Source organism: Streptomyces sp. NPDC054961 (assembly GCF_053609145.1).
Genome location: NZ_JBSGWY010000023.1, coordinates 88870 through 107810 on the forward strand (window position 1 = coordinate 88870; position 18941 = coordinate 107810).

Consider the following 18941-nt stretch of genomic DNA (forward strand, 5'->3'; position numbering starts at 1 on the left):
GAGTTTGTGGGCTGGGGGGCGGGGGGGGGGGGGGGGGGCGCCGCCCGGGCCTTTCCGGCGGGGGGGGCCGCGGTATCTCCGCGGGGGCCCCCCTCCCCGCTCACGCCTGCTTGGGCGCCGCCTGCTGCACGACCTCGAACGACCACACCGAGGACCCCGTCGCGGCGGGCTTCGGACGCTCCGCGCCCCCCGCGCCGCCGGCCGCACCCGCCGCGCCGCCCGCCGCGCCGCCACCCTGGTGGGCCGCCTTCATCGGGCCCTCCATCCACGCCTGGAAGTCCTCCTCGGAACGCCAGCGCGTGTACACCAGGTACTGGTCCGTGCCCTCGACGGGACGCAGCAGCTCGAACCATTCGAACCCGTCCGAGCCCTCCACGGCCCCCGCCCGAGAGGCGAACCGCTGCTCCAGGACCTCTCGCTGTTCGGCCGGGACGGTGAGTGCGTTGATCTTCACGATGCTCATGCCCGCCATCCTAGGTATCGCGCGGGGGATATCGTCGTCCGGGTAAATGAAGCGCGCGGTATGAAACGCGGTATCAAACGCGGCAGCCAGGCGAAGTCAGGGTTGCGGTCAACAGGGCGGGAGGCCGGCGAGGCGTGGCTAACGCGGCGGAGCACAGTGGTGCGAACGGACATGCCGGAGTCATAGGCGGTAGCGGCGGCAGGCTAGGGGCCGCACGGCTCATGCTGTGGGCGCTGGCGGGGCTGCTCGCCGTCAGGCAGGCCGCGGTCGTGCTGCGCGTGCCACCGGGCGAGTGGCTCAGCGACTTCCACCTCCCGGCCACCCCGGGCAGCCTGCCGGGCCTGCTCTACGAGAACGGGCAGTTCACCGGAACCCCGTTCGCGGGGCTGGTCCTCAAGCCGATACTCGGCTTCGCCACGCCCTCCCTGGAGGTGACCTGGACCTGCGTGACCCTGCTGCTCGTCGCCGCCATAGGGCTCGTCGCCGCGCGCGGCCTGCCCGATCCCGTGCCGCGGCGCACCGCGCTGCTGGCGGCGCCCGTGCTGGTCGCGCTCATGATGGTGTCACTGCCCGTGCGCGAGGCCGCCTCGCCCGGGCAGACGGCCGTGCTCCCGGTCCTGCTGGTGCTGCTGGCCGTGTTCAGAGTCCCGGGGGACCGCCCGTCCGGTTTCCTGATCGGACTCGCCGCGGCCCTCCAGCCCGCGCTGCTGCTCTTCGCCCCGCTGCTCTGGCTGACCGGGCGCAAGCCCACCGCCCGCGCCGCCGCCGCGACCTTCGCCGGCGCCACCGCGCTGTCCTGGGCGGCCCTGCCGCAGGACTCGTGGACGTACTGGGTCGAGCACCTGGCGGGCACCGGCCTCGGCGGCGCCCCCACCGGCCTCGCCAACCAGTCGGTGCACGGCGCGCTCCTGCGCCTCGGCCTCTCGGGCCCCGGCGAGGTCCTGCTCTACGTGGCCCTCGCGGCCGCCATCGCCTGGTTCGGCCTGCGCCGCGCCGCCCGCTACGCCCGTGACGGACAGCTGCTGCTCGCCGTCGCCATCACCGGCTGCGTCGCCGTCGCCGTGTCCCCGACCGGCTGGCGCCACCAGCTGCTGTGGGTGCTGCTCGCGGTCGCCGGCAAGGTCGGCAAGCGGGCCGCCGACCGGCCCGTGTGGCCGGTGGCCGTGGTCCTCGCGATGACCCTGCCGAGCGACGTCCTGCTGCCCAACCTGGTCGCGCTGGCCCCCGTACGGGACAACGTGCTGCTCCTCGCGGCCCTCGCGGCGGCCTGCGCCGTGCCGTTCCTGCCGCGCTCGTCGCCGTACTGGCGCGAGCCCGTCCCGACCGCGTACAGCCGGCCCGCGCCGGCGCGGTGGGCGCGGGTGCCGCTGCTGCCGTTCTGGCGGCACGTGCTGTCGCGTCCCAACCTGCTGCTGGAACTGCTGCTGATACGGGTCGGGTACTCGCTCTACTCGCACATCCGGGCCGCCGCGCCCACCAGCCGCAGCCTGGCCGAGGGCAACGGGAGCCAGATCCACGGCATCGAGAAGGCGCTCGGCATCGACATCGAGCTCGCCGTGAACCACGCCGTGGCGAAGACGCCCTGGCTGGAGGCGTTCTTCAACTTCTACTACACCTCCTTCCACTTCGTGGTCCCGCTGACGATCCTGGCCGTCCTGTACTGGCGCCGCCCCAAGGACTACCGCTGGGCCCGCGCCTCCCTCGGCCTGGCCACCGTCCTGGCCCTCATAGGCTTCTGGCTGTACCCGCTCGCGCCGCCGCGCCTGATGCCCGACCTGGGCTTCATCGACACCGTGCACGGGGCGCAGGACCTGGCGAACCCGAGCTACGGGGCCATGACCGCGATCTCCAACCAGTACGCGGCGATGCCCTCGCTGCACTTCGGCTGGTCGCTCTGGTGCGGGATCGTGATCGTCACGCTCGCGCCGAAGGGCTGGCAGAAGCTGCTGGGGGCGCTGCACCCGACGATCACCGTGTGCGCGATCGTCGCCACCGCCAACCACTGGGTCCTCGACGCGGTCGGCGGCGCGCTGGTGGTCGGCGCCGGATTCGGCCTCGTCTACGTGCTCTCGGGCCCCCGGGGCGCCGCCCTGCCGGCCGGGTTGGCCGTACCGCGGCCCAGGCAGCCGGAGCGGGTCCCGGCGGGATCGGGTTCCGGCGCGGAGCGCACGAGGGCCTGAGCGCACGAGGGCGTACGCCCGGTGTGACGACGCGGGAGTGACGGCGCCGGGGTATCGGCGCGGGAGTGACGCCGCAGAGGTGACGGCGCCGGGGTATCGGCGCGGGAGTGACGCCGCAGAGGTGACGGCGCAGGGGTGCCGGGGCGGTGTGGCAGGCCGCCCCGGGACCCCTGCGCGCCGGATCGCCGCGCTCCGTCGGGTTCCGTCGGGCGCGGGCCGCTACTCCGCCGGCAGGTTCGCCACGACGAGGGCTATCGCCGCCGGCGCCGTGTCGGTCTCGCCGAGCACGGTGGTCTGACGGGGGCCGCGCACGCGGAAGCGGCCGTCGGGCAGCGGCTCGACGGCCGGCGCGGTCACGGCGAAGGGATGGCCCTCGGAGGCGCTGAACCACAGGGTGAAGTGGCTGGTGTACGGGTACAGCCGGCGCAGCTCCGGCTGCGCGCGGGCGGCCTCGATGAGCGCGAGGACACCCTGGCTCATGGGCTCGGACCCGCTCTGTTCGACCATTCGCCGCCATGCGGTCGGCAGCCGCTGCCAGCGTCTGGCGCTGGGGTCCTCAAGGTTCATCCGGGCAGTCTGGGATACGCCCCGCCGTCAAGGCAATGATCTCGACGGCCGCTGAACGGTAACGACTGAGGACATGGCCGCAGGTCGCCCGGGCGACGGGCCGGCCGACGGGCCGACCGACGGGCCAGGCGACGGGCAGGGCGACGGGCCGAGGGACGGGCCGAGGGACGGCAGGAGCCGGGCGTGGGAGGTATGGCCCCTGCCGTCCTGGACAACGGGTCAGCCGTGGCTGACCCGCAGCTCCTTGATGCCGTTCAGCCAGGCCGCCCGCAGCCGGCGCGGGCCCGCGCCGGCGAGGCGCAGGTCGGGCAGTGCGTCGGCCAGCGCGTTGAAGATCAGGTCGATCTCCATGATGGCCAGCGACTTGCCGAGGCAGAAGTGCGGGCCGCCGCCGCCGAAACCCAGGTGCGGGTTGGGGTCGCGGGTGATGTCGAAGGCCTCGGGGTTCTCGAAGACCTCGGGGTCGTGGTTGGCGGAGGAGTAGAACAGCCCCACCCGGTCGCCCGCCTTGATCTTCTGCCCGCCCAGTTCGGTGTCCTGGGTGGCGGTGCGCTGGAAGGACACCACGGGGGTGGCCCAGCGCACGATCTCCTCGGCCGCGGTCGAGGGGCGGGTCGCCTTGTACAGCTCCCACTGCTCGGGGTGGGTCAGGAAGGCGTGCATGCCGTGGCTGATGGCGTTGCGGGTGGTCTCGTTGCCCGCGACCGCGAGCAGCAGCACGAAGAAGCCGAACTCGTCGGAGCCCAGGTTGCCCTGGCCCTCGGCCGCCACCAGCTGCGTGACGATGTCCTTGGCCGGGCACTCCTTGCGGGCCGCCGACAGGTTCATCGCGTAACCGATGAGCTCCATGGCGGCGTTGCCGCCGACCTCCGCGGTGATCGCGTACTCCGGGTCGTCGTACGCGATCATCTTGTTCGACCAGTCGAAGATCCGGGACCGGTCCTCCTGCGGTACGCCGATCAGCTCGGCGATGGCCTGCAGCGGGAGTTCGCAGGCCACTTGGGTGACGAAGTCGAAGCTGCCGTCCGCCGAGGCCGCGAGGGCCTCCGCGACGATCTTCCCGGCGCGGTCGCGCAGGGCGTCCTCCAGCCCGCGGATGGCCCGGGGGGTGAATCCGCGCTGCACGATCTGGCGTACGCGCGTGTGTTCCGGCGGATCCATGTTCAGCATGATCAGGCGTTGGGCATCTATGGCCTCGCGCTGGATGTGCTCGTTGAAGCGGATGATCGCCGTGTTCGTCGTGGAGGAGAACAGCTCCGGGTGCGTGGAGACGTACTTGACGTCCGCGTGCCGGGTGACGGCCCAGTACCCCTCGTCGTCGAAACCGGTGATGCCCCGTTCCTGCGGGCACCACCACACGGGTGCCGTCTGCCGCAGCTGTGCGAACTCGGGATAGGGCACCCGGTCTTGGAGCAGGTCCGGATCGGTGGCGTCGAAGCCTTCGGGCAGCGCGGGGCAGGGCATCGGGCGACTCCAAAGTCTGACGGCCCATCAGAAGTTGGCTTGACCGTAGTAACGAGTTCTAGAAGTGACAAGGGGCCCCGCGCCAACTTCTGCGTGTGGAAACCGTGTAAGCCACGTGCAAGACCCTTGCGTACCGGGTGTTCTGGTCATAAGACTGCGGGGAGAACTAGAACGCGTACTAGTTCGGGTGGGGCGCCGGGAAACGGCCCATCCGCCAGCTGAGGCGCGCTGTGCGCTACGCAGGAGCAGGAGAGGACGAGCTCATGGCCGCGGAACCCGTCATCGTCGAAGCCGTACGCACCCCCATCGGCAAGCGCGGGGGCGCGCTCGCCAACCTTCACCCCGCCTACCTCCTCGGCGAGACCTACCGCGAGCTCCTCGCCCGCACCGGCATCCAGCCCGACTGCGTCGAGCAGATCGTCGGCGGCACCGTCACCCACGCCGGTGAGCAGTCGATGAACCCCGCCCGCAACGCCTGGCTGGCCATGGGCCTGCCGTACGAGACCGCCGCGACCACCGTGGACTGCCAGTGCGGCAGTTCGCAGCAGGCCAACCACATGGTCGCCAACATGATCTCCGGCGGAGTCATGGACATCGGCATCGCGTGCGGGGTCGAGGCCATGAGCCGCGTACCGCTCGGTTCCGGATCCAAGCACGGCCCCGGCAAGCCCTTCCCGGACGAGTGGAACGTCGACCTCCCGAACCAGTTCGAGGCCGCCGAGCGCATCGCCCGCCACCGGGGCCTGACCCGGGAGGACGTGGACAAGCTGGGCGTCCTGTCCCAGGAGCGGGCCGCCGCCGCGTGGGCCGAGGAGCGGTTCAAGCGCGAGACCTTCGCCGTGCAGGTGCCCACCACCGAGGCCGAGCAGGCCGCCGGCCAGGGCATGTGGCGCCTGGTCGACCGGGACGAGGGCCTGCGCGACACCTCCATGGAGGCGCTCGCCCGGCTGAAGCCGGTCATGCCGACCGCCGTGCACACCGCCGGGAACTCCTCGCAGATCTCCGACGGCGCCGCCGCCGTGATGTGGGCCTCGCGCAAGATGGCCCGCGCGCTCAAGCTGCGGCCGCGCGCCCGCATCGTCGCCCAGACGCTGGTCGGCTCCGACCCGCACTTCCACCTGGACGGCCCGATCGACGCGACGCGGGCGGTCCTGGGCAAGGCCGGCATGTCGCTCAAGGACATCGACCTCGTCGAGATCAACGAGGCCTTCGCCTCGGTCGTGCTCAGCTGGGCCCAGGTCTTCGACCAGGACCTGGAGAAGGTCAACGTCAACGGCGGCGGCATCGCGCTCGGCCACCCCGTCGGCGCCACCGGAGCCCGGCTGATCACCACCGCCCTGCACGAGCTCGAGCGGCGCGACAAGGAGTTCGCCCTGATCACCATGTGCGCGGGAGGCGCGCTGGCGACGGGCACCATCATCCAGCGGCTGTAGCGCTCACCCGCCGCGCCGCTTCTCGGTCCCTGTGGGATGGGAAGCCGAAGGCCCCGGTGGCCGGACCTGGGGAGGTCGGCCGCCGGGGCCTTCGCATGCGCGCACCGCCCTCGGGGGGCGTGGTCGCGCGGTGGTCGTGTCGCGTGGTCGTGCGGGTTCTGCCGCCGCACCGGACGTCGCCACGGGTGGCTCAGTACCAGTGGTTGGCGGACCAGAAGTTCCAGGCGCCGACGGGGCTGCCGTAGCGGGAGTTCATGTAGTCCAGGCCCCACTTGATCTGGGTGGCCGGGTTGGTCTTCCAGTCCGAGCCCGCCGAGGCCATCTTCGAGGCCGGCAGGGCCTGGACCAGGCCGTAGGCGCCCGAGGAGGCGTTCGTCGCGGTGTGGTTCCAGCCGCTCTCGTGCGAGATGATCTTGTCGAAGGCGGCGAACTGGGCCGGGTCCTTGATCATCCGGTGGGCGATCGCCTTCGCGTCCATCGGGGCCGCCTGGGCGGGGACCGTGGCGAGCATGCTGCCGGCGACGCCCAGGGCGACGAGGGAGCCGGCGAGGGTCTTCTTGGAAGCGGCGATGCGACGGATGACCTTGGACACAGATTCACCTTCCGAAGGGGACGAGGACGGCCGCGGGCACGTCGAAGACGTGCGTGAGCCACTCACGCGGAGGAGAGGGGTTCGTCGGCGGGAGCGGGAGACCGGGGGTGAACCCGGGGGATCTCCGTCCGCCCTGCGACTCATCCAGTTCTACGGGCGTTCGAGCGGCCTGGCAAAGGCCCCTCGTACTAGTGGTCCTCGCAGTGCGGGCGGAACGGCCCCCCTCGGGCCAGGCCGGTGTCCTCGCAGGTGGGAGGCGGTTCGCAGGGGCGTGTACGGGACGTTTAAGGGCTACGATCCCGCTTCGTATGTGACCTGGGTCCTGTGGGGCGGGTCACCGGCCGGAGCCCCGGATCTCACCCTCCGTGCCCGCGCGTACCCCGTTCGGGGGAAGGTTCACGGGCGGATCAGACCCTCGCATCGAAGGTGACGGGCGCGTCGAAGGCGGCTTTCCGAGTGGCCCGCCGCAGCGCCTTCAGCAGGGTGGCGCCGAGCGTGAGCGTCAGTACGACGGTCAGCGCCGCCCGGCCCAGGTCCCAGCCGACGGAGGTCGCCAGGCAGTACGCGAGGAAGCGCGCGAGGTTCGCCGGGACCGGGTCCCCGGGGTGGAAGGAGATCCCCTGCCCCATGCCCTGGAGGATCACCCAGCCCTGCAGGTTCATGACCGTGCCGTACGCGAACGAGCCGAGGAACCCGTACAGCGCGAGCATCGCCAGCTCGGCCCGCCCCCGGATCCGCTCCGCACCGGGCAGCAGCCCCGCGCCGAGCGAGAACCAGCCCATGGCCAGCATCTGGAACGGCATCCACGGGCCGACCCCGCCGGTCAGCAGGGACGACGCGAACATCGTGACGGCGCCGAGCACGAAGCCGAAGCCGGGGCCGAGGACGCGGCCGCTGAGCACCATCAGGAAGAACATGGGCTCCAGGCCGGCCGTGCCCGCGCCGAGGGGGCGCAGCGCGGCCCCCACGGCGGCCAGTACGCCGAGCATGGCGACGGCCTTGGCGTCCATGCCGTCGTCGGCGATGGTCGCGACGACCACGCCGACGAGGAGGGGGAGCAGGGCGGCGAAGAGCCAGGGGGCGTCCTGGGAGTGGGCGAGGCCGGACCGGGCGTCGGCGAGGAGGGGCCAGCCGAAGGCGGCGAGGCCGATGAGGCTGACGAGGATCAGGGCGGCGGCGGCGCGGGGGCCGATGCGGAGGGGGCGGGTGGGGCGGTTGGGGCCGAGGCGAGTCGGCTGGGGGGTGGTCATGAGGTCGCCTGCGTTCCCGGGCGGGGCGTCGGGAGGGGCGCCGGGTGAGCCGGGGGGTGCGGCGTCGGCGACGCCTGCGGGTCGGCTTCCCGGTGTGCCTCGGCCGGGGCTTCGGCGTGGGCCCGCCGGTCCAGGGCCTCGGAGACCTGGGACACGGTGAGCCAGGGGGCCGGGGCCAGGATCTTGGCCACCTGCGGGGCGAAGGCGGGGGAGGAGACGACCACCTCGGCGGTCGGGCCGTCCGCGACGATCTCGCCGCCCGCCAGGATCACGACCCGGTGGGCCAGCTCGGCGGCGAGCTCCACGTCGTGGGTGGCCAGGACGATGGCATGGCCGTCGGCGGCGAGGCCGCGCAGGATCTCGACGAGCCGGGCCTTGGCGGCGTAGTCCAGGCCGCGGGTCGGCTCGTCGAGGAGCAGCAGGGCCGGGCGGCCGGTCAGGACCAGTGCGAGGGCGAGGGCCAGGCGCTGGCCCTCGGAGAGGTCGCGGGGGTGGGTGTCGTCGGGGACGTCGGGGAGGAGCGCGGTGACGAGGGCCCGGCAGGTGCCGGGCGCCTGGCCGGCGTCGGCGTCGGCGGCCGCGCACTCGGCGGCGACGGTGTCGGCGTAGAGGAGGTCGCGGGGCTCCTGCGGTACCAGGCCGACGCGGGTCACCATCTCGGGGGGAGGCGTGCGGTGGGGGGTGCGACCGCTGACGGTCACCTGGCCGGTGGTGGGTTCCAGGGTGCCGACGAGCGTGGCGAGGAGGGTGGACTTGCCTGCGCCGTTGCGGCCCATGAGCGCGACGATCTCGCCCTGCGCCACGGCGAGGGTGATGCCGCGGAGGACTTCGGCGCGGCCGCGGCGGAGGGAGAGGCCGGATACCCGGGCGGGTGGCTCGGCGGGCGGCTCCGCGGGGTGTCGGGCGGGGGTGGGCCTGGGCCGGCGGCCGAGGCGGAGCAGGCGGGCGAGGGGGTGGGTGCGGGTGCCGGTGGTGGGGCCCTGCGGGCGGCCGTCCCCGACCCACCCTTCCACCGTTCCCCGGGGCTGCGCCCCGGATCCGGCTTGGGGCTGCGCCCCGGATCCGGCCGGGGGCTGTGCCCCGGACCCGCCCAGGGGCTCCGCCCCGGACCCGGCTTGGGGCTGCGCCCCGGATCCGCCTCGGGGCTGCGCCCCGGACTCGGCCTGGAGCTGCGCTCCGGAAGCGGCCGGGGGCTCCGACCCGAACCCGCCCAGGGGCTGCGCCCCGGACTCTGCGTAGGGGGCCGGTGTGGTGGGGGGTGGGGGGGACAGGCGGGAGCGGAGGGGGGTGGACTGGCGGCGGGCGTCGCGGATGGAGAGGGGGAGGGGGGACCAGCCGGCCAGGCGGCCCAGGGCCACGACCGGGGGGTGGACCGGGGACACGGCCATGATCGAGGACGGGGAGCCCAGGACCGGTGGGGCGCCCGGGGAGGGGAGGAGCAGGACCTGGTCGGCGTACTGGACCACCCGCTCCAGGCGGTGCTCCGCCATCAGGACGGTCGTGCCGAGGTCGTGGACCAGCCGTTGCAGGACGGCCAGGACCTCTTCCGCCGCCGCCGGGTCCAGCGCGGACGTCGGCTCGTCCAGGACCAGGACGCGCGGGTGCGGGGTCAGGACCGAGCCGATCGCGACCCGCTGCTGCTGGCCCCCGGACAGGGTGGCGATGGGGCGGTCGCGCAGTTCGCCCAGGCCGAGGAGGTCGAGGGTCTCCTCCACGCGGCGGCGCATGACCGCGGGGGCCAGACCGAGGGACTCCATGCCGTAGGCGAGCTCGTCCTCGACGACGTCCGTCACGAAGTGGGCCTGCGGGTCCTGGCCCACCGTGCCGACCACATCGGCGAGCTCGCGCGGTTTGTGCGTGCGGGTGTCGCGGCCCGCGACGGTGACCCGCCCCTGGAGCCGGCCCCCCGTGAAGTGCGGGACCAGGCCGGAGACCGCCCCGAGGAGGGTCGACTTGCCGACTCCCGACGGGCCGACCAGCAGGGTCAGCTCCCCCTCGGGGAGGGTGAAGTCGGCGTGCGAGAGGGAAGGGGAGGACGCGCCCTCGTACGTCACCGACACGTCGTCGAAGCGGATCACTGTGATGCCTCTGGGGGAGTGGGTGAGGGAGTGGGTACCGGTGCTACCCAGGCGGGGAGCAGGCCGATCAGGATCACCGCGGCCGGCCAGAGCGGAAGGCCGGGGGCGACCAGGGGGACGACCCCGGGGCGTAGCCCCTCCGGGTCCAGGGACGCGGCCCGGATGAGCAGCGCCGCGACCGCCGCGCCCGACCCGGCGACCAGCCAGGACCGCGGACCCCACCGGTCGGGCCGGTAGCGGGTCCGCACGGAGCGCCGGCCGCCGAGGCGGAGCCCCGCGAGGGCCAGGACGAGGCCGGCGAGCAGGATCGGCAGTCCGTACGCGGCGCCCTCCGCGGCCAGGAGTCCGTACGTGCCCGCGCACATGCCCAGGAGGCCGCCGAGGGTGAGGACGTTGGTGGTGTGGCGGACGGCGGCCGGGACCCGCGCGGTACGGCCGTAGCCACGCGCGTCCATCGAGGCGGCGAGGGCCACGGAACGCTCGAGCGCGCCCTCCAGGACCGGCAGACCGATCTGCAGGACGGCCTTCACCCCTCCGGTCGGGCGCCCGCGCAGCCGGCGGGCGGCGCGGAGGCGGACGACGTCCGCGACCATGTTCGGTGCGAAGGTCATCGCGACGACCACGGCGACGCCCACCTCGTACAGGGCCGCGGGCAGGGACTTCAACAGCCGCGCCGGGTTCGCGAGCGCGTTGGCGGCGCCGACGCAGATGAGGAGCGCGGCCAGCTTCGCGCCGTCGTAGAAGGCGAAGACCAGCTGTTCGGCGGTGACCCGTCCGCCGAGCCGGATGCCCTGCGCCCAGGCGGGCAGCGGGATCTCCGGAAGGGTGAAGAGGGTGTGCGAGCCGGGGATGGGGGAGCCGAGGAGCAGGGAGAAGAGGAGGCGCAGGCCGATGACGAAGAGGCCGAGCTTGACGAAGGCGCCGTAGGAACGGGCCCAGGGGGCGTCGGTGCGGCGGGCGGCGACGACGTAGCCGGCGACGCCGACGATCAGGCCGAGGAGGAGCGGGTTGGTGGTGCGGGACGCGGCGGTGGCGAGGCCGAGCGCCCAGAGCCACCAGGCTCCGGCGTGCAGGGCGTTGGCACGCGTGGACTCGGGGGCCCGCCACCGGCTTCTTCCGTACGCCGGCCCGCGCGGCCCGGCCGTCGCCGCCCGGTCGGGGTCGGGGGCGGTCGGGGTCGGGACGCCGGGTGCGGCTCCGTGGGTGGGGCGCCCCCCCCCCGGCCCGGGGGGCGCCCCCCCCCCGCGGCCCGCGTTCCGCCGTCGGGGCGGTCCGGGTCCGCGTCCGCGTCCGGGCGCGGGGGCCGTGGGGCGGGGAGCGGGGTCATCGGGTGCGGCGGCGGCGGGATTGCCAGAGACCGGCCGCGGCCAGGGCCGCCACCGCGGCGATGCCCGCGAGGAGACCCGCCGACGGGCCGCCGTCGGCGGGCCGGCCGTCGGCGGTGTCCGCGACCGGTTCGCCGCAGCCCTGCCCCGGGTAGCCCGAGACCGAGCACAGCAGGGCCGCACTGTTGTAGCGCAGCGGCTTCGCCACCTCCGCCAGGGCCTCGGCCGCCGTGGCGTCCGGGCCGACCTGTGCGCAGGCCGTGCGCGGAGCCTCCTGCGGCGGGGTGTCGCCCGCCGCGGCGTCCGAGCGGGTGCCGAAGTCGATGACCACGGCGATCCGCTTCTTGCCGTCCACCACCGGGGTGGCCGAGCAGACCGCCGCGAAGTCCGCGCCGGAACGCGGCGGGGCGGCCTGGTCGGCCGCGTCCTTGCTGACCACGAAGTGGAACCCCTGCACGGAGCCGTCTGCCGGGCGCAGCGAGGAGGGGCCCTGGGTGGCGTACGTCCACTGGCCGCCCGAGCCGTCCCAGAACGACCAGTACCGGTAGGTGGAGGCGAGCGCGGGGGACGCGGCCAGCAGGGTGAGGACCAGGCCGAGACCGAGGAGGACCGGCGTCAGGCGGCGGTGGCGGCGCATCAGAGCTGGTTCTTCTTCCGGCGGCCGCTCAGCACGATGCCGATGCCCACGCCGGCCGCCGCGCCCGCGCCGATCATCCACCACATGGTGTCGTCGCCGGAGCCGGCGGAGTCGCCCGAGTCGCCGGAGCCCTTCTCGTCGGACCCCGTCGCCTTCGCCGGCGCCGGGCCCGTCGCGTTCAGGGCCGCCACGAGGTCCGTGCCGCCGAAGGCCTTCGGGTCGGTGCCGGTCGCGTGCGCGGCCAGGATCAGGGTGCCGAGGCCGGCCGGGTTGCCCTTGGCCCACTCGGCGGAGTTGGCCTTCAGCCACTCCAGCGCGCCCGCCGCCGCCTGCTGGTGCCCGGCCGCGGCCAGGGAGATCACCGCGTCGGCGGTGTTGCCGGTGTCCGCGGTGGGCTGGTCGGCGCCCGGGGTCAGGGCGGTGAGGTGGCCGTCCTTCTTCAGGGCCTCCGCGAGGTACCCGGCCGCGCCCTGGGCGGCTGCCGCCGGGTCACCGGCGGTCGTCGGGCAGGCGAGGGGCGTCGCGGGGGTGTCCGCGGCGGGAGGGGAGACGACCGGGCCCGTGCCGAGTCCGGCCAGGATGACCGCGGCCGTCGCGTCGGCGCTGGCGGACAGCTTGCCGTCGGTCGGCTGGTAGGCGAAGGCGCCCCGGTCGGCGGCCGGCTCGGCCGAGCAGCCCAGCTGGAAGGCCAGGAGGGCCTCGTACGGAGACTTGCCCGACTTCGACTTGACCTCGGCGGGCTTCTCGCCGGCCGCCTCCAGGGCCCTGATCACGAGCGCGGTCGAGTTGGCGTCCGAACCGCCGTCCATGGCGCCGCCGGGGTTGTTGCTCCAGCCGCCGTCCGCGTTCTGTACGGACTTCAGCCAGCCGACCGTCTTGTTCACCGTCTCGGGGTGGCCGCCGATCGCGGCCAGTGCCTGCACGGCGACGGAGGCGGCGTTGGAGTCGATGAACACCGAGGCGTCGCAGGCCTTGGCCGTGTCGGCGCGGAAGGCGCCGAAGGAGCCGTCGGCGCACTGCTGGCCGACGAGCCAGTCCACGGCCTGTGCGGCGGGCTTCACGCCGACCGTGTGCTGGGCGAGGAGGGCGAAGGACTGCCGCCACACCCCGTCGTACGTCGGGTCCTTCGTGCCGAAGAGACCGGAGGGGATGGCGGGCGCCGGCGAGGGCGTGGCGCCATCGGCGAGGGCGGCGGGCGCGGCACCCATGCAGAGCACGGCGGAGGCGGCGAGCGTGGCGGCGCTGCGGCGGACGTTCATGGCGGGGCGGGTGCCTCTCGTGCTGGGGACCCGGAGGAAGGCAGCACAGCAGGGCTGGCACCGGGCTCCGGCTCCGTATACCTCGACGGTGCCGGCCGCCGGAGGACCCGGCGGCGCGAGCCGCGCACTGCGGTACGGGGCATTCCGGCTCCCCGCCCCGGCGGAGCCGAGGGAGGGTCACGGTTGCGGGTCAGCGCCGGAATCGCACCGGCTTCCCCCTGTACGCGAGTGTGGACGACGTCCGTACTCTACCGGCCCGTAGCTCCCGGGCCGGGGGGTGCCGGCTGGGAGAGCCCCTTACAGGCTGCGGTAGGTCACCGGGTCGCTGTCCGGCACGGCCTCGGCGCGGCCCTGTTTCACGAGCCGCCGCAGGTGGGCCTCCGCTTCGGAGACCGCGATGTTGCGGGAGCCGTACGGGATCTGCTCCCAGGGGCGGTTCCACTCCATCCGCTCGGCCAGGGCCCACGGGGTCAGCGGTTCGGCGGCGAGCAGGTGCCACAGTCCGGTCAGCCGCTCCTCGTGGTGCTCCAGGAGTTCCCGTACGCGGCCGGGGGCGTCGGTGAAGGCGTGCTGGTGGGCGGGGAGCACCTCGGCGGGCTGGAGGCGCCCGATGCGTTCGAGGGAGTCGAGGTAGTCGCCGAGGGGGTCGGTGGCGCGGGTGACCCCGTGCTCGTCGGGAGCTTCGTAGAGGCCGATGTGCGGGGAGATCCCGGGCAGCAGGTGGTCCCCGGAGAAGAGGCGGCCGTTGCCCGGCAGGTTCGCCGGGTGCCGTTCCTCCAGGTGCAGGCAGACGTGGCCCGGGGTGTGGCCGGGGGTCCAGATGGCCCGCAGCCGGCGGCCGGCCAGCGGCAGCAGCTCGCCGGGGACGATCTCCCGGTCGGGGACCGCGGCGTGCAGACCGGGCAGGGTGCGCATGCGGCCGCTCGCGCGGGCGGCCCGCAGCGGGGCGATGTGCTCCTCGGGGGCTCCGGCCGTGGCGAGCTTCTCGCTCATGTAGTCGAACCAGACGCCCGGCTCGGCGGACCGGGTCCGTACGACGACCTCGGTGTCGGCGGCGTGCATGGCGATCCAGGCGCCGGAGGCGTCGCGGACCTGGCCGGACAGGCCGTGGTGGTCGGGGTGGTGGTGGGTGATGACCACGCCGTGGACGTCGGCGACGGCGATGCCGAGGGCGCCGAGGCCGGCGACGAGCGTGTCCCAGGACGCGGGGTCGTCCCAGCCGGTGTCGACGAGGACGGGGCCGCGGTCGGTGTCGAGGACGTGGACGAGCGTGTGGCCGAGCGGGTTGTCGGGGATGGGGACCTTGATGCCCCACACGCCGCCGCCGTGATCGGTGACGTGCGGTGCGATGCCCGAGGTGTCCGCTGCCATGCCTGACGTGTCCGCTGCCATGAGGGGCTCCGCTCTGACGAGAACCTGTTGCATTAGTCGCCCAAGTCGACCATCTCTCGGTCGTCCTGACTAGTCGTTGGATCTTCCGTCCCGCTCACATGCCGGTTTGTGTCACGTCCGTGGACTCCTAGAACTAGAACTGGTATCAGTTCTGCATTCGCCAAGCCGCAGGAGGCATCAGCCATGACCGAGCTCGTCGAACACGGACAACTGCTCATCGGCGGGGAGTGGACGGAACCGCTGGGCACCGAGACGATCAAGGTCGTCTCGCCCCACACCGAGCAGGTCATCGGCAGCGTTCCGCACGCCTCGAAGGCGGACGTGGACCGCGCCGTCGCCGTGGCCCGCAAGGCCTTCGACGAAGGCCCGTGGCCGCGCACCTCCCTCGAGGAGCGGATCGCCGTCGTCACGCGGATCAAGGACGCGATAGCCGTCCGCCACGAGGAGATCGCCCGCTCGATCAGCTCCCAGAACGGGTCCCCGTACTCCTGGAGCGTCCTCGCCCAGGCGCTGGGCCCGATGATGGTCTACGACGCCGCGATCACCGTCGCCCGCTCCTACCCCTACGAGGAGCACCGCAAGGGCGCCCTCGGCAACATCCTCGTCCGGCGCGAGGCGGTCGGCGTCGTCGCCGCCGTCATCCCGTGGAACGTCCCGCAGTTCGTCGCCGCCGCCAAGCTGGCGCCCGCGCTGCTCACCGGCTGCACGGTGATCCTCAAGCCGTCCCCGGAAGCGGTCCTCGACTCCTACATCCTCGCCGACATCGCCCGCGAGGCCGGGCTGCCCGAGGGCGTGCTGTCGATCCTGCCCGCCGACCGCGAGGTCAGCGAGTACCTGGTCGGACACCCCGGCGTGGACAAGGTCGCCTTCACCGGCTCCGTACCGGCCGGCCGGCGCGTCATGGAGGTCGCCTCGCGCAACCTCACCCGCGTCACCCTCGAACTCGGCGGCAAGTCCGCGGCCGTCATCCTCCCGGACGCCGACCTCGACTCCACCATCGCCGGCATCGTCCCGGCGGCCTGGATGAACAACGGCCAGGCGTGCGTGGCCCAGACCCGCGTGCTCGCCCCGCGCGGCCGCTACGAGGAGATCGCGGAGGCGCTCGCCGCCGCGGCCGGGGCGCTGGTCGTCGGAGACCCGCTGGACCCGGCGACGCAGCTCGGCCCGCTGGTGGCCAAGCGGCAGCAGGAGCGGTCGCTCGACTTCATCCGGATCGGCCAGGAGGAGGGCGCCAAGGTCCTCTCCGGCGGTGGGCGGCCGGCCGGCCTGGACCAGGGCTGGTACGTGGAGCCGACCCTCTTCGGTGACGTCGACAACTCCATGCGGATCGCCCGCGAGGAGATCTTCGGCCCGGTCGTCTGCCTGATCCCGTACGGGGACGAGGCGGAGGCGCTGCGGGTGGCCAACGACTCGGAGTTCGGCCTCAGCGGCAGCGTCTGGACCGGGGACGTGGAGCACGGCGTGGACTTCGCGCGACAGGTGCGGACCGGCACCTTCAACGTGAACACCTTCAGCCTGGACATGCTCGGCCCGTTCGGCGGCTACAAGAACAGCGGCGTCGGGCGGGAGTTCGGCCCGGAGGGGCTGAGCGAGTACCTGGAGCACAAGATGATCCACCTCCCGGCCGGCTACGAGCCCCCCGCGGCCGGTGCGTGATGGGTGACCGGTGGCACGTCGAGGTGGACCGGGGCGTCTGCATCGGCTCGGGAATGTGCGTGAACCACGCCCCGGAGGGCTTCGCCCTCGACTCGGCGCGCCAGTCGCACCCGCGTGCGGCGGAGACGGACGCGAACGAGCCGGTCCTCACGGCGGCGGAGGGCTGCCCGGTCGAGGCGATCGCGATCACGCTGGCGGGGTCGGGGGAGGTGGTGTTCCCGCCGGAGGATTAGGGGAGGGGGGGGAGGGATGAGCCCCCACCCCCCAGGGGCGCGGCCCGGCCTCGCCCTCCGTGCGCCGGGGGCGCGCGGGGCGTGGGGGGTACGGCGGAATCAGGCCTTTTCGTGGGGCTTCGGGCTTGCCGGGGCCGGCTGGGGTGGGGGCGTCGCCGTGAGGTCGATCAGGCGGCAGACCGTCTCGATGTCGATCTTCACCTGGGCGATCGACGCCCGGCCCGACAGCCACGTGATCAGCGCCGAGTGCCAGGTGTGCTCGATCACCCGGACCGCCGAGAGCTGTTCCGCCGTCGGCGGGGCGTCCAGGCCCATCGCGTCCAGGATGATCGCCGTGGTCAGCCGGGACACCGTGTCCACCTCGGGGCTCACGCTGCGGTCCGCGAACGTCAGCGCGCGCACCATCGCGTCCGCCAGGTGCGGTTCCCGCTGGAGCGCGCGGAAGGCCCGCATCAGGGTCTCCGCGACCCGGGCCGCAGGCTCGTCCCCGGCGGGCGGTCGCTTGCGCAGCGTGGTGTGCATGTGCTGGAGCTGGTCCTGCATGGTCGCGACGAGCAGGTGCACCTTGGACGGGAAGTACCGGTAGAGCGTGCCCAGAGCCACGCTCGAGGACTCGGCCACCTCCCGCATCTGCACGGCGTCGAAGCCTCCCCGGCTGGCAAGCTGCGCACTGGCGTGCAGGATCCGCCTGCGGCGCGCCTCCTGGCGCTCCGTCAGGGGCGGGGACGCCGGTGTGGTGACGGCTGCGGCCACGGCTGAGGTCACGGCTGGGGTCGCGGCCTTCGATTCGGCTGTCATCTGTCCCGTTCCAAGGCGTTCCCTGTCATTGCGGGGGCTGCTCCGCGCCCAGCATGACAGGCGCCCGAGCCGTGGCGTGAATCACCTGCCACCCCTCTTACGGTGTGGTTTCCGGCCGGTAGATTCAATGGTCTTCAACGGATCAAGTCTGAAACTTGTTCTACATTATGCGAGCGGTTACGCTCCGGCGAAAGTGCAGGGAGAAGGGGGCCGTGAGTGACCGCTGAGGCCATGGTGACGAGCCCTTTCGCGGGTTCCGCCGCCGACGACAGCCGCCCGTTGCGGATCGCACTCCTCACCTATAAGGGGAACCCGTTCTGCGGCGGCCAGGGCGTCTACGTCCGCCACCTGTCGCGCGAACTGGTGAAGCTCGGGCACAGCGTCGAGGTCATCGGCGCGCAGCCCTACCCGGTCCTCGACAGCGACGCCGTCACCGGCGCCGGCGCCACCCTCACCGAGCTCCCCAGCCTCGACCTCTACCGCAGCCCCGACCCGTTCCGCACCCCGAAGCGCGGCGAGTACCGGGACTGGATCGACGCCGTCGAGGTCGCCACCATGTGGACCGGCGGCTTCCCCGAGCCGCTGACCTTCTCGCTGCGCGCCCGCAGGCACCTCGCCGCGCGGGCCGGCGAGTTCGACGTGATCCACGACAACCAGACCCTCGGCTACGGACTGCTGGGTGACCTCGGCGCGCCCCTGGTGACGACGATCCACCACCCCATCACCGTCGACCGCAAGCTGGACCTGGCCGCCGCCACGGGCCGCAAGAAGCGGGCCTCCGTCCGGCGCTGGTACGGCTTCACCCACATGCAGGGCCGGGTCGCACGGCGGCTGACGTCCGTGCTGACCGTCTCCGGCTCCTCCCGCCAGGAGATCGCCGAGCACCTGGGCGTGCGCGACGAGCGCATCCACGTCGTCCACATCGGCGCCGACACCGACCTGTGGTCGCCCGACGCCTCCGTGGCCGAGGTGCCCGGCCGGATCGTGACGACGTCCAGCGCCGACGTCCCGCTCAAGGGCCTCGTCCACCTCGTCGAGGCGCTCGCGAAGCTGCGTACCGAGCAGCCCGATGCCCACCTCGTCGTCGTCGGCAAGCGCGCCGAGCGCGGCCCCGTCGCCCGCGCGATCGAGACGTACGGGCTCCAGGACGCCGTCCGCTTCGTCAAGGGCATCACCGACGCCGAGCTCGTCGACCTCGTCCGCAGCGCCCAGGTCGCCTGCGTGCCCTCCCTCTACGAAGGCTTCTCGCTCCCGGCGGCCGAGTCCATGGCCACCGGGACCCCGCTCGTCGCCACCACCGGCGGTGCGATCCCCGAGGTCGCCGGACCCGACGGCGAGACCTGCCTGGCCGTGCCGCCCGGCGACGCGGGCGCGCTGGCCGCCGCCCTCGGCCGGCTGCTGGAGGATCCCGCGCTGCGCGCCCGGCTCGGCGCCGCCGGCCGCGAGCGGGTGCTGGCCCGGTTCACCTGGGCCAAGGCCGCCGAGGGCACCGTCGTGCACTACCGCGCCGCGATCGAGCGGGCCGCGGCGGCCACGCGTGGCCGCGGCACCCGGTGATCTTCACCGCCCCGACCTTCCGTCCGATGCAGTTCCACCCTCACCCCCGCGACCGCG

General features: G+C 73.6%; 15 protein-coding genes and 1 pseudogene. 5 read left to right on the top strand and 11 right to left on the bottom strand.

The window, feature by feature from the left end:
• Nucleotides 1-100: 100 nt before the first annotated feature.
• Nucleotides 101-463 carry an antibiotic biosynthesis monooxygenase family protein gene (locus tag ACWF9Z_RS21420; protein ID WP_356659174.1) on the bottom strand — a complete coding sequence of 121 codons (363 nt, stop codon included), beginning with the start codon at nucleotides 461-463 and terminating at the stop codon, nucleotides 101-103.
• Nucleotides 464-684: 221 nt separating this feature from the next.
• On the opposite strand from ACWF9Z_RS21420, the gene ACWF9Z_RS21425 reads away from it, so the two are divergent.
• Nucleotides 685-2643 (top strand): bifunctional glycosyltransferase 87/phosphatase PAP2 family protein, encoded by a 1959-nt coding sequence (locus ACWF9Z_RS21425; protein WP_453604239.1) that lies wholly within the window; start codon nucleotides 685-687, stop codon nucleotides 2641-2643.
• Between the two features lie 219 nt (nucleotides 2644-2862).
• Here ACWF9Z_RS21425 and ACWF9Z_RS21430 read toward each other — a convergent pair whose 3' ends face one another.
• Together ACWF9Z_RS21430 and ACWF9Z_RS21435 are read right to left on the bottom strand one after the other, a co-directional pair.
• On the bottom strand, nucleotides 2863-3210 hold the full coding sequence (locus tag ACWF9Z_RS21430; protein ID WP_453604241.1) for a DUF6193 family natural product biosynthesis protein: 348 nt from the start codon (nucleotides 3208-3210) through the stop codon (nucleotides 2863-2865).
• 219 nt (nucleotides 3211-3429) lie between these two features.
• Nucleotides 3430-4674: a cytochrome P450 gene (locus ACWF9Z_RS21435; RefSeq protein WP_356659168.1), complete on the bottom strand. Its 1245-nt coding sequence runs from the start codon at nucleotides 4672-4674 to the stop codon at nucleotides 3430-3432.
• Nucleotides 4675-4937: 263 nt separating this feature from the next.
• On the opposite strand from ACWF9Z_RS21435, the gene ACWF9Z_RS21440 reads away from it, so the two are divergent.
• Nucleotides 4938-6107 (top strand): steroid 3-ketoacyl-CoA thiolase, encoded by a 1170-nt coding sequence (locus ACWF9Z_RS21440; protein ID WP_453604243.1) that lies wholly within the window; start codon nucleotides 4938-4940, stop codon nucleotides 6105-6107.
• Nucleotides 6108-6297: 190 nt separating this feature from the next.
• Here ACWF9Z_RS21440 and ACWF9Z_RS21445 read toward each other — a convergent pair whose 3' ends face one another.
• From ACWF9Z_RS21445 to ACWF9Z_RS21475, 7 genes and pseudogenes are all read right to left on the bottom strand, one after another.
• The gene (locus tag ACWF9Z_RS21445; protein WP_453604244.1) at nucleotides 6298-6699 is read right to left on the bottom strand and encodes an aggregation-promoting factor C-terminal-like domain-containing protein; all 402 of its coding nucleotides are present in this window, start codon (nucleotides 6697-6699) and stop codon (nucleotides 6298-6300) included.
• 407 nt (nucleotides 6700-7106) lie between these two features.
• Entirely contained in the window at nucleotides 7107-7949 is an 843-nt protein-coding gene (locus ACWF9Z_RS21450; RefSeq protein ID WP_453604246.1) for an ECF transporter S component, read from the bottom strand.
• The gene (locus ACWF9Z_RS21455) at nucleotides 7946-10027 is read right to left on the bottom strand and encodes an ATP-binding cassette domain-containing protein (protein WP_453604247.1); all 2082 of its coding nucleotides are present in this window, start codon (nucleotides 10025-10027) and stop codon (nucleotides 7946-7948) included. Before ACWF9Z_RS21455 ends, ACWF9Z_RS21450 begins: the two co-directional genes overlap by 4 nt.
• Nucleotides 10024-11142: pseudogene (locus tag ACWF9Z_RS21460) on the bottom strand (energy-coupling factor transporter transmembrane protein EcfT); the annotation flags it as partial. The pseudogene ACWF9Z_RS21460 and the gene ACWF9Z_RS21455, both read right to left, overlap by 4 nt.
• A gap of 208 nt (nucleotides 11143-11350) precedes the next feature.
• Entirely contained in the window at nucleotides 11351-11989 is a 639-nt protein-coding gene (locus ACWF9Z_RS21465; protein WP_453604249.1) for an SCO2322 family protein, read from the bottom strand.
• Entirely contained in the window at nucleotides 11989-13248 is a 1260-nt protein-coding gene (locus ACWF9Z_RS21470; protein WP_453604251.1) for an LPXTG cell wall anchor domain-containing protein, read from the bottom strand. The genes ACWF9Z_RS21465 and ACWF9Z_RS21470 overlap by 1 nt, the downstream gene beginning before the upstream one ends.
• 297 nt (nucleotides 13249-13545) lie before the next feature.
• Complete coding sequence (locus ACWF9Z_RS21475) at nucleotides 13546-14640, bottom strand: MBL fold metallo-hydrolase (RefSeq protein ID WP_453604252.1); 1095 nt, start codon at nucleotides 14638-14640, stop codon at nucleotides 13546-13548.
• Between the two features lie 183 nt (nucleotides 14641-14823).
• On the opposite strand from ACWF9Z_RS21475, the gene ACWF9Z_RS21480 reads away from it, so the two are divergent.
• The gene (locus ACWF9Z_RS21480) at nucleotides 14824-16296 is read left to right on the top strand and encodes an aldehyde dehydrogenase (protein ID WP_453604254.1); all 1473 of its coding nucleotides are present in this window, start codon (nucleotides 14824-14826) and stop codon (nucleotides 16294-16296) included.
• Entirely contained in the window at nucleotides 16296-16529 is a 234-nt protein-coding gene (locus ACWF9Z_RS21485; RefSeq protein ID WP_356659150.1) for a ferredoxin, read from the top strand. Before ACWF9Z_RS21480 ends, ACWF9Z_RS21485 begins: the two co-directional genes overlap by 1 nt.
• Nucleotides 16530-16628: 99 nt before the next feature.
• Here the strand turns inward: ACWF9Z_RS21485 and ACWF9Z_RS21490 are convergent, their stop codons facing one another.
• A complete protein-coding gene (locus ACWF9Z_RS21490; protein WP_453604256.1) occupies nucleotides 16629-17327 on the bottom strand; it encodes a TetR family transcriptional regulator in 699 nt (232 codons plus the stop codon).
• Nucleotides 17328-17543: 216 nt separating this feature from the next.
• On the opposite strand from ACWF9Z_RS21490, the gene ACWF9Z_RS21495 reads away from it, so the two are divergent.
• Nucleotides 17544-18884 (top strand): glycosyltransferase family 4 protein, encoded by a 1341-nt coding sequence (locus tag ACWF9Z_RS21495; RefSeq protein ID WP_453604258.1) that lies wholly within the window; start codon nucleotides 17544-17546, stop codon nucleotides 18882-18884.
• The last annotated feature ends 57 nt before the right edge of the window (nucleotides 18885-18941 follow it).